The sequence below is a fragment of the Methylobacterium sp. E-046 genome (genome assembly GCF_022829625.1).
Taxonomy (GTDB): Bacteria; Pseudomonadota; Alphaproteobacteria; order Rhizobiales; family Beijerinckiaceae; genus Methylobacterium; species Methylobacterium longum.
Map to the genome: position 1 here is coordinate 20104 of NZ_JAKSYP010000253.1, position 10539 is coordinate 30642.

Sequence of the window (10539 nt, forward strand, 5' to 3'; positions counted from 1 at the left end):
ATCCAATCGCTCCGCTCCGGGCAGCATGATCCGACGCTGTTAACAGCTATGCAACGGCGGGCGCAAATCCGCGTCGATCCATGGGGTAACGCAATCTAAGCAAGTTCATTCCGCGGAAGTGAGGAAGCTCTTGCCAGCCGCCATCCCGCCTTCCGCCGACACACTCGCAGTCCGATCGCCGCCAGCTTCGGCCTGAACGCCTCCAGGGCGGCTCTGAGGGCCGCCTCGTCCTGCCAGCGCCCGGCGGCCAGCAGGGATGGCACGGGATGCCGTCTCTTGCCCACCAGGACCTGTAAGGTACGCAGGAGGGCTCCACTGCAGCCGACGGCGCCCTGAGGGCCGAGCAGCAGCATGGCGGCTGCATCCACGGCCGCCAGCTTCCCGGCCGGCGGCTTCACACCGAGACGGATCTCCGAGCGGATCCGGTCGACCTCGGCGGCCAGTCGGGCGGCGTCGGCTTCCTTGGCCAAGGCGCGCTCACCAGCGCGCTTGGCCCGGATCGTGGCTGCATGGAGCCGGTCGCGGGCGGCATACTCGACCCGCCGGGCAGCCCGCTCCTCGTCCGACATGCGGTAGGGCGTCGGAACCGCGTTCGTACGCGTCAGTTGCTGGCGCATGCGTTGGCTCTTCCCTCTCGGTCTCGTGCTGATCCTGATCGGCGTGATGTTCTCACACTGGGAGAACCGATCGCACGCCTCGAGCGAGGTGATCGGTTCGACGCGATCGCCTGCGAGGGAAGCGAGCCCGAACCCGGGTGGTGATGCTGGAGCACCCACGGCGCAGGTGCCGCAGACCCAAGGTGGCAGCGGTCAGTAGCGCCGTAGCTTCACTGGATCCGGTTCGACATGGCCGCCAGCGCGGCGCCGATGCCAGGATGAGCGGTCGGATCCAGCGTGATAGCCTCGATCAATGGACGAAGCCGCGCCTCCTCTGGCGCATCACCATGGCTTGCGAGCGCCACGGCGCGGATATCGGCACGCTCGGGCTCGTTCACTGCCGCCAGCAGGGTTGTGACGACGATGGATAGCGCCCTGATGTGGTCGCACGCCTGGACGAGGCCTTCCGACACGACAGCCGCGTGTCGCTCCAACGCGTCAATCCTATCGGCATTGGTGCTGTCCGACATCACTCCGCTCCCCGGCCCGGTGTGACGCCATCGCTGAACGAGGCGCTGGACCGGCCTTGAAGCCGGCCGGCCGCCCCACTGAAACCAGCGTCCGCGGCGGCCGCAGCTGACCCCATTTGGGCCAACAGGCTGATGGCCTGACCAATCTTGGCGAGCAGGTTGTCCACCGGGCCGGTTCCGATCTGCGGTGTAGCGGTGGTGGTGCCCAGCTGCTGCGCCTTCTGCTGGGCCTCGCTCAGCTTCGCGGTGAACTCGTCCACCTTCGCCGTGTCGAAGATGGGCCCGGCCGGCACCGCGCTGGCGCTGCCCGACTGAGCCCCACCCAGGCCGAAGCTCGCGCCGGCGGTACCGATCCCGGGCATGGCACCCCGCATAGCGCCGCCTCCAAGCATGCTCGGGATGGCGCGGCGCTTCAGCGCCTCCTGGCGTGCCGCGAGTTCGGGTGCATGCACGATGGCTGCGCCGAAGGCGTAGCCGGCGGGATCGGCACCGAGCATCTCGTTGTCGAGGTAGGTGTCCGCGAAGTCCTTGTTCTTGACCGTATCCAGGGCGGCCTTGCTGGCGGCCAACCCCCCGGCGGCGATGGCAGCCGGTACCGCAGCCGTCGCCGCCGCCGTGCCGGCCGCAGCTGCCACCGCTGCCCCCTTGCCGGCGCCAATGGCGCTTCCGACACCTGCGGCGGTGCCGGTCACCAGCAGGCCGCCCGCCAGGGTGCTGATCTTTCCGCCGAGCCAAGCCGCCGCGGCACCGACCGCGATCAGTGGTTTGGGCAGCTCGGCAATCGACTGGACCGTGGAGGCCGCAATCTCAGTGATCCCGGTCAGGAACCCGCCGTTGCCCTCGCCCCCGTTGTCCAGTGACTGGCCAATGGAGCTATCGAGGTTCTTCTGAGAGCCTTCGAGCCGAGCCGCCGCGCCAGCGTAGCCGGCGTTGCGCTTCCGACCGATATCCTCGGCAAAGCCATCACGGGTGTGGCGCAGCTGCTCTTGGTACTCCTTGAACTCCTTGTACTTCCGGGCGAGTGCAAGGATTTTGCCGCCGTGCTTGTCCGTGCCCCAGGCGTTCGCTTGCGCAAGCGTCGGATCGTGGGAAAGGATCGCGTCGAGAAGTCCTTCCGCGTCCACGCTCTCGATCATCATTCGGCGAAGGTTGGAAAAGGTCTTTGCGATCTTATTGACGTCCTGGGCCTTAAGCTTGCCCTTGTTCTTGCCCTTGGCCACCTTGCCAAAATCACCGGACACGATATCCGTGGCGGCCGTTATGAACTTGCCCTCATCCCCGAAAGTGTCCTCGTCAGCAAACAGGCCTGCAAACCGGGCCTTTTGCTTGGCAGATAGCTTGCGGCCGAAGCTGCGCTGCATGGCGTTGTCGGCCAGATCGGCCGACCCACCGCGCTTGAGCTTCGTGTAGTCCTCCCATCGGATGCCCATAGCGTCGAGCGCGCCCAGGCCCTTGGATGTGGGCGACACCAGCTTGCTGGCGATCGCACGCTGGGCCACGCCGGCCTCGGCACCCGCGTACCCGCTACGCCGCAGCAGGGCGAACACGGTGGCCATGGTCTCATTGGATAGTCCAGCGCCAGATCCAGCTGACCCACCGAACTTGAAGGCTTGGCTCACGTCCTCATCGTTGAGGCCGCCGATTTTAGACATCTTAACGGCCAGATCGACTTGGCGGCGCATGGTCTTAACGGCGCTCGCTGGATCCTCCACGTTCTGGTTGGTTTGGAACAGGATGCCTTCGAGCGTCTTGGCCGCGCTGCCCAGATCCGTGTTCATCGCCTGGGCGTAATTCACCACCTCGCCCACGAACGGCTCGATGAAGTCCTTCTTCACGCCGCGCTGGGCCAGATCCAGCTGCGCGTGCAGCACCTGCAGGTCGTTGAACCGGGTCTCACCGCCCAGGTGTAGGGCTTGCTTGATCCGGCTCTTGCGCTCGTCCTCGGACAGGTCCGCGACCGCGCCCTGGTAGCGGGAGAGGTCATCGAACTCGCGGTACGTGTGCAGCATCTCGGCCTTGCGCTCGGCCGCTTTGTGGCCGGCGTAGAGCAGGCCGGCGCCGGCGATCTGTTTCCGGGCCTCCCGCGCTTCCAGGCGCCGGTTGGCCTGCGTCTGTGCACGGGCCTCGGCCTCGGCCGCATCCTCGGCCGCCCGGGCGCGCGCCGGCCGGCTCATGCCGTCCGAGACGCGACGGCGCGCCTCGATGTCACCCAGCTGCGCGCGGCCAGCCCCGCCCATGCCAGCTGCGAGGCTCGGTGCGACAACACGCTGGTGCTTGGCCGCCACCTGGGTGGCGTTCCCAATCAGGCGGACTTGCCGATGAAGCTGCTCGTTGGCGGCCTCGGTCTGCACCTGCACTTGGCGCATCGCTTCGCCGATGGCGAGGCCGCGGCCGGCCCGGCCGACGCCGCTGGCCAGCAGCTCCTTGCGCAGGTCGCGCACGGCGCGGCCCTGCTCCACGAATGCGGCGGTTGCCGCCTCCTCACGCTTGAGGGCGGCCGAGTGCGCGCGCTGGGCGCTCTTCGCAGTTTTGGTATCGGCCTTGAGCATTGCGGCCGAGGTGGCCGCCACATCGGCGCGCGCGCTGCGCATCGCCGTGCTGAGATCCTTGAGGTTCCGACTGCCGGAGCGGAACGCATCGAGCTTGGCGCCACTGGCGGCGAGGCCATCGAGCTTTTTCGTCAATTCAGCGCCAGCGGCGCCGAGCTTCTTCAGATCCGCCCCGGACGCGCCGAGCTTCTTCAGCGCCTCCGCGTCGGCCTTCGCCTTTGCGGCGAGGCCGTCATCCTTCAGCTGAAGCGTGAGGGTACTGGTGAGGTTGGACATCTAGACCCTCGGGCCAACGGGAGGGATGGGCGGCGGGGCCGCGGATCAGCTTGTCGCCTGCGGTACGGGAGCCCAGGCGACCTTGTCGCCGACGGAACAGAACACCCCACGGGTTTGTCCGGCCGCCACGAAGATCCGCGGACCGCCCACGGCGTCAGGCGACGGCGCGACCGCTACGAACGCGTCAACGCCGGCGCTGACTTCAATCGTCGGCCAGCACGTGCCTAGTCCGGTCTCGGGCTCGTGGTTCGCCAGCGCCTTATTGGTGGTCGATCCAGCCACGTCGAGCGTCTCCGGCCAAGCAACACGGCCGTTCAAGCTCATGCTGCCCGCAGTATGTCGATACTTGAAAGCAAGGTGAACACCTTTCATGGATATTCCAAATCTCCGAAGGCAATTGCTAAAGTTGGCGCCTCGCGCACCATGACCGGTTGCTGACCTACGGGGCCCGGTGGTGCGCTGCCGTTAGCGGATCGGCGCCGGGACCCTCTTGGCTACGCCCCGAAGAATGGGCCGGGCGCTAGAGGCGCCACGGCAATAGTGTTCAGGTTACCCGCTGGCCGATGCGTTGGAGAACATCGGCTGGCTTAGTCGTTGCCTGCCACGGACGCTCCAGCGGCTTATAGAACCAAGGTTTTCCTGCACGTAGAGCGGGCAGAGACAGTGCTTCCCCGAGCGGAGGCAGCCATCCGCCGGTCGGCGTATCCCTGATCCTTCTCTCAATCATCGTGAGACGTGGCGCATTTTTCGGAAGATCCTCGTTGACCGCGAGGACTTCGACCTCGGCCTGCATCACCCCTTTGAGGAGATCGACCAAGGCCTGCGCGAGTTGGGGGTACATCTCAGCAAGCGCAGCGGCCGCATCATCAGCCTGTTGACGCGCCGCCTCGTACCTCTCGACCCGGGCAGCTTCAGCCTCCCGCGCCTGCGCGTCCGACAGACGCTGGCGCAGCGTGTCCACCAGTGCCGTCGTACGCTCGACACGCCTGGCCGCTTCGCGCCGGGCGTCGTCGAGCTGCTGCTGACCTGCCGCATCGACTGACAACAACGCACCGCGATAAGCTTCTTCGGCGACCGCCCGGGCCGCCTCCGCAGCGGCCAGTTCGGCCTCGGACGCCGGCAGGGAAGGCGCTAACTCGGCCATGGTCGCATCCTCGCGGAGCGCCATCTCGAAGAGGTGCTTCACCGCCCGGATCATCGCCCCGGCACCTTCAGACCGGCCTTGGCGTTCTGCTCGGCGGCGACGGCCGCCCAGTCGACCGTTTCATTGCCACCGGCGGCCTTCGGCTCGGTCGGGTCCAGGGCCAGCTCCTTGCGGCCGGCCATGCTGGCCTCAAACGCGGCGAAGTCGCCGTTGGCCCGCGGGGCTGCTGCCAGGATCGCGACCGCGGTCTCGGCCGAGAGGTTGGTGCCGAAGGCGAGCTCGTTAGCCTGAGCTTCCCGACCCTTGGCCTCGGGTGAACTCAGGATGCTGCGGAAGCGATGGCGTTCGGTGGCGCGGATCTGTTCGGCGTCGGCCTCGGTCACGTTGATCTCCATGAGAAGTGGGGCGGCGGCAGCCACCGGTTCGGAAGAGGATCGAACGGCGGCCGCAGCGGGCTTCACGCCGGGCCGGATACGCAAAGCGTTGGTGTCGCCCGCGGAAAGTTCGCCGAGGACATCCTCGAAGGTCTGCAGCGCATCGACGAGCCCGAGCCGCTGAGCTTCGGCACCCATGAATGTCGCGGCCTCGGTGGCCTTGATCGCCTTCTCGGTGAGGCCGGTGCGGCCGGCGGCGACCGTCTGGACGAACATCGCGTAGAAGTCGTCCACCTCGCCCTGCAGGCGCTCACGCACGGCCTCGGGCAGGGCTTGGTAGGGGTTGGCGTCCACCTTGCGGGCGCCGGCGTGGATGAAGGTCGGCTTGATGCCTTCCTTCACCAGCATCTCGCTGTAGTCGAAGTGGGCCAGCACCACGCCGATCGACCCGCTGATGCCCGTTGGGATCGACACGATGCGGGTGGCGGCACTGGCGATCGCGTACGCCGCGCTGGCACACAGGCCGTTGACCAGTGCCCAGACTGGCTTCACCGCCGCTGCGGCCCGCACGGTGGCGGCCGCCTCGAAGGCGCCCACCGCCTCGCCGCCGGGGCTCTCCATGTCCAGCAGCACCGCCTTGGTGCGGGGATCCCGCACGGCCTGCTCAATCTGGAATTTGAAGCCCTCGTAGCTGATGACGCCCGAGCTCGCCCCGATGTACCCGCCGCGGTTCACCCACTCGCCCACCAGGGTCAGGATCGCCACACCCTCGGCCGTGCGCCGGAAGGGCAGCGGGCGGCGGGTGCCGTCCTCGGACAGCGGCGTCTCGCCGTAGAAGCGTGAGGCGCTTGGGGAGTGGACGGTGGTGGTGCCGTCTGCGCCCCGGGTGGGCTCGAACAGCACCCGCGTCTCGCGCGCGTCGTCATCGCCACCGCCGCCCCGGCGCATGTCCGCTGCAGCAGCTGCGGATCCACGCGAGATGAGGAAGTTGCTGATCGTGTCCGCCGCGGTGGGCGTGAGCAACAGGGGCCGATTGTAGAACTGGCCAGCGATCCGGTGAGGGACGATCACGCGGAAGCCTCCATGGTGGCGACCCGGCGCATCGCGGCGAGGCGCTCGCGGCGCTCGCCGCCAACCGGGAGGGTGGCCACGTCGGTTCCCGCGCTGCGAAGGATCAGGATCGCGGCCAGGGCCGAGTGCTTCGTCTGGAATGCTAGTTGGCGGGCCAGAGGCTCGCGGCCGACCGCCTCCGGGGCTCGCAGTATCTCACCGACACGGTGCTGAAACTCGTCGTGCGCTCGGGCCCAGTTTTCGCCGATCGTGTCGGCGTAGTCCTGGCGGAACGCCTCGTCCGCCATCGAGGCGGGCACGCTGGCCAACTGGTCCAGCCCAACCTGCCGTCCGTTGAGGCGGCACCGCTCGCGAGCAGCGGCGCGCTGCTCCGGCGGCCAGATCGCGTCGAGGGGGTCGGGGGAGGCTGTGTCCATAAGCGGACGGTGCCCCACCCCGGGCGCGCTGCCATCCGTCAATTTCCAGCACGGCAGTCGCGCGGACCGTCAATTTCCGACGGATCAGCCGTCAAGCGCGGCGAGGTGGGCAATCAGCTCTGGCCTTGAAATTTTCCAGCGGCGATTCACCTTCCAGCCGAGATGCTGGTTCGCTCGAAGCTTCTTGCGCATCGTCGCCTCGTTGCAGCGAGCCATCGCACAGGCCTCGCCCAACGTCGCAAACAGGCCGGGCGACGGGGCCAAGGCCCGCGCCCGAGCCTGATCGTCCCGCTCGATCGCCTCCAACTCCTCGAACAGTGCCGCCAGCACCTTCTCATCGGCGGCCAGCTGTTCTCGCTGCTGTGTGACGATGCGCTGAAGGCTGCCGAGCTGGGCGATCAGTTCAAGCTTCCGTGACGCTGATCCGGCACTCTCGGCCGCTCGGATCCGAGAAGCGCGGGTGGCGACGTCCGGAACCGTCAACGTCTGCGTGTCGGCAGAATGCCCGCGCGCCGGGGGCGCCGACTTAGCGGGGGCCGGCATGGCGGGCGGCCCGTCGAGCGGCACGGTTGGGCGGCGTGCTACGTCCGAGATCGGGAGATCCGGCCGCGTCCGCACGCTTCGAGGCGGCGCCGAAGGCCGCCTCGATCTCGCGTTCCATGGCTTGGCGGAGCGCGAGGTCCTTCGTGACCCGGGGCGGGATGCTCATCATGTCCGACCGCAGCGGACCGGCGAACTCGTCGACGATCGCGAGCGCCTCCGCCCGCGCCTCGGCGATCAAAGCGCCGCTCTCTCGCTCCAGGCGCAAGGCGATCTCGTCGGCACGGAGATCTCGGATCCGGCTATCCCCGGCCGTCTGAGTTGCGTCCCGTCGATCGGCGGCGCGCCAGGCAAGGTATCGAAGGACGCACTCACGGTGGGGGTAGGTCCCCTCCTGCCGGCGGAACACGCCGTCGACGGCAAGCTGACGGACCCGCTCAGCCGTCATCGCAAGCCAGTCTCCAATCTCGGTCGGGCTGACCCACCTGTCACCCTCGACGACGATGCTCTCCCACTCGCTCATCACCACCTCATTCGGAAGCTGACCCCTGGAAAATCAATAACTTGAGCGTTTTTTGACCCAACCCAACTTGAATTTGGCCGAGACCAGATACGGTCGATAGTCGGACTGCGGCGCGGGCCGGACCCTCAGCGTGGCCATACGGTCCCTTGAGGCCGCCGGGTGGCTGATGGCCGCCCGGCGTCTGGCATCCTCATGGGATTCGCAGAGCGGGCCCGTAGCGGCCGTCTCTGCTCCCGGCGCGGTGAGGTGGCCAAGCTGAGCGGAGCGCCCTGGAGGCCATCTTTGGTGTGGTGACTTGAGCCGAGCTCTCCTGCCGGGCGGCCTGGACGTCTCGCCCCGGACCGCACCGATCGAAGTGGCAAGCTGCGCCAGAACTGATCTCGCGCGCCGGAGTTGGGCTCGATTGCTGGAGCGACCATGCCAGACGTAGACGAGAATGATCTACGGACCGAGATCCAGGCACTTCTAGCGTCGGCACCGTCGCCTGAGGTGCTGCAGCAGACGTACGCTGGCCGTGTTCTGGCGTGGCTGGCCAGCACCGAGGATCCCACAAGCGACAGCGAGCCAAAGCGCTCGCGGTCAAGGAGAGCTCGACGTCGATCGTAGGTGTTGGGACGCGCGGGACACGTGGGGACATCAGCGTGACGTCCCACCGTGTCCCCGTGACATCGTGCGTGACAGGTTCTGCCTGTAGCTGTGACATCTCCGGCCGCCAGCGTGACATCGTCCAGCCGCGAGGGTGACGGGGCGTCGGGACCGCGTGCCCCTCATGGGGCCGCGAGCGGTCCCGCGCGTGCATGGCGGATCTGCTGGCAAGGTCCGGAGGGTGTGCTCGTCTTGCAGGGTTCTGGTTCTGTCTGAACCGACACCTGACAACCTGGATGCGCGCCGGTCGGATCGGTCGCCTTGGGGCGCCGACCGCCGGACGCTCAGGAAGTGCCAGAACTTTGGATGGGTCTCGCTTATAATATCCTGGATAGGTCCTGGTATAATCCTGGATAGTGCGCACAAGCTGCTTCGCATTTGATGCGCACAAGCTACTGCGCACCCCATGCGAAGAAGCTTCTTCGCATTTCGGGAAGCGACAAATGCGCAAAAGACGTTCGCATTTATAGGCCCACAAATGCGAAGCCTGGAGTGCGCATTTGTGGCGCGAACAAACCGGGGAAAGGCAGGCGGTCTCACGCAGCCTCCCGAACCGGTCGGAGAAGCCGTAGACGGTAGCGGTTCGCGTGCCCGGCCCCCCGGCTGACAGTCACGTCGAGGTGCCCGCGGTCTTGCAGCGACTTCAGCGCCATCTGGACGCCGCGCCGGCTCACATCGAGCTCACTGGCGAGCCAGCCATGCGAGGGGTGCGCATAGCCCTTTCGGCGGTCTACACATTGGCTGATCTCGATCGCGAGGCGGTAGCCAAGCGGTGGAAGCTCCGGATCACGAGCAATCTGACGAAGCCACAGGAAGACGTTGCGGGCTGCGCTTTTGCCGCTCGACGGATCTGCAGCGCTCGCGACACGGTCATGTCCGCTCAGCGGATCAAGGTCAGGCGGCTCGATGGCGTCGCGTGCAGCCGATCGCGGTGGTCTGCTGGCATGCATGTTCAAGCCGCTGACCCTCCACCCGAACTGTAGGACGGCCGCCCGTCAGCGTTCCAAACTACCCGCGCAACAGCCTTCTCCAGCTGGGCAAGCTCGTCATGGATCGCGTCGGCCGACATGCCCATCTTGCGGAGGCGAACGCCGATCGGCCGGAAACGCTTGTCCAGCAGCATGGCCCGGCACCGGCGACCGTGCTTCTCGCGAAGGCCGATAAATGCCTCAGCGAGCTCGGCGATGAGGCGAACATCCCTGCTGGCTGGGAACGGCAAGAGGACTGCAGTGCCCTCAGGAGTGGGCTCCGGCGCGACGTGGGTCGGCACCAACTCTGCCACGAGACTACGCTGCCGGGGGCGCCGCCGCTTTTGCGGCGGCGGTTCAGCGGCTGGCGTGCCACTGAAGAGGGGCAGGTCCGGGAGGTCATTCACGTGGCTCCTCCTGCTTCACCAAGCCATTGCGGGAGAGCGAACATCTTCACCGTCCGGCGGGCGAATGCACGGTAACGGGGACGGCTATCGCGCCAGTCCTGAAACCAAGTCTCGCGGAAGGGCCGGAGCCAATCGATTCCTGCTTTGCGCCATTCCTCGTGCTCGGTTAGGGCGTAGAGCGCGGCTGCCTCGATACAGTCGATTTCTGTCTCGCAAAGATGCTCTAGAGCGTTTTCGGTTTAATCTGGGTCGTATCCTGCCGCGGCGAAGAAGTTAGCGCACTCGTCTGGGGTGACAGTGTCGATGAGCTGTCCGATGGCCGACCATAGCCCTTCAACGGTGCGCTCGGCGGCCCTGCACAGCAGCGCCTTGAGCTTGGAGAAGGCCATCTCGATCGGGTTGAAGTCCGGCGAGTAGGGCGGGAGGAACAGCAACTCCGCGCCGGTCGCTTCGATGGCCGCGCGCACGGCCGGTCCCTTGTGGCTACCGAGATTATCCAT

12 protein-coding genes are annotated in these 10539 nt (G+C 66.9%); all 12 read right to left on the minus strand.

The annotated features are described in order from the left end of the window. Window positions 1-95 precede the first annotated feature (95 nt). Window positions 96-617 carry a hypothetical protein gene (locus MKK82_RS28210; RefSeq protein ID WP_243987539.1) on the minus strand — a complete coding sequence of 174 codons (522 nt, stop codon included), beginning with the start codon at window positions 615-617 and terminating at the stop codon, window positions 96-98. 209 nt (window positions 618-826) lie between these two features. After that, window positions 827-1126 carry a hypothetical protein gene (locus MKK82_RS28215; RefSeq protein WP_243987541.1) on the minus strand — a complete coding sequence of 100 codons (300 nt, stop codon included), beginning with the start codon at window positions 1124-1126 and terminating at the stop codon, window positions 827-829. After that, a complete protein-coding gene (locus tag MKK82_RS28220; protein WP_243987543.1) occupies window positions 1126-3951 on the minus strand; it encodes a phage tail tape measure protein in 2826 nt (941 codons plus the stop codon). Before MKK82_RS28220 ends, MKK82_RS28215 begins: the two co-directional genes overlap by 1 nt. 45 nt (window positions 3952-3996) lie before the next feature. After that, entirely contained in the window at window positions 3997-4323 is a 327-nt protein-coding gene (locus MKK82_RS28225; protein WP_243987545.1) for a hypothetical protein, read from the minus strand. Between the two features lie 172 nt (window positions 4324-4495). Then, entirely contained in the window at window positions 4496-5137 is a 642-nt protein-coding gene (locus tag MKK82_RS28230) for a hypothetical protein (RefSeq protein WP_243987547.1), read from the minus strand. A gap of 8 nt (window positions 5138-5145) precedes the next feature. Further along, entirely contained in the window at window positions 5146-6540 is a 1395-nt protein-coding gene (locus tag MKK82_RS28235) for a S49 family peptidase (protein ID WP_243987548.1), read from the minus strand. Continuing rightward, window positions 6537-6956, minus strand: coding sequence for a hypothetical protein (locus tag MKK82_RS28240; protein ID WP_243987550.1), 420 nt, complete (start codon window positions 6954-6956; stop codon window positions 6537-6539). The genes MKK82_RS28235 and MKK82_RS28240 overlap by 4 nt, the downstream gene beginning before the upstream one ends. An 84-nt stretch (window positions 6957-7040) precedes the next feature. Further along, window positions 7041-7439, minus strand: coding sequence for a hypothetical protein (locus MKK82_RS28245; protein WP_243987552.1), 399 nt, complete (start codon window positions 7437-7439; stop codon window positions 7041-7043). 43 nt (window positions 7440-7482) lie between these two features. Then, entirely contained in the window at window positions 7483-8019 is a 537-nt protein-coding gene (locus MKK82_RS28250) for a hypothetical protein (RefSeq protein ID WP_243987554.1), read from the minus strand. A gap of 1181 nt (window positions 8020-9200) precedes the next feature. After that, entirely contained in the window at window positions 9201-9620 is a 420-nt protein-coding gene (locus MKK82_RS28255) for a hypothetical protein (RefSeq protein WP_243987556.1), read from the minus strand. Continuing rightward, window positions 9617-10039: a DUF6074 family protein gene (locus MKK82_RS34300; RefSeq protein ID WP_313902126.1), complete on the minus strand. Its 423-nt coding sequence runs from the start codon at window positions 10037-10039 to the stop codon at window positions 9617-9619. Before MKK82_RS34300 ends, MKK82_RS28255 begins: the two co-directional genes overlap by 4 nt. A gap of 239 nt (window positions 10040-10278) precedes the next feature. Then, a partial coding sequence (locus MKK82_RS28265) for a transposase (RefSeq protein ID WP_243987558.1) occupies window positions 10279-10539 on the minus strand: 261 nt, incomplete at its 5' end.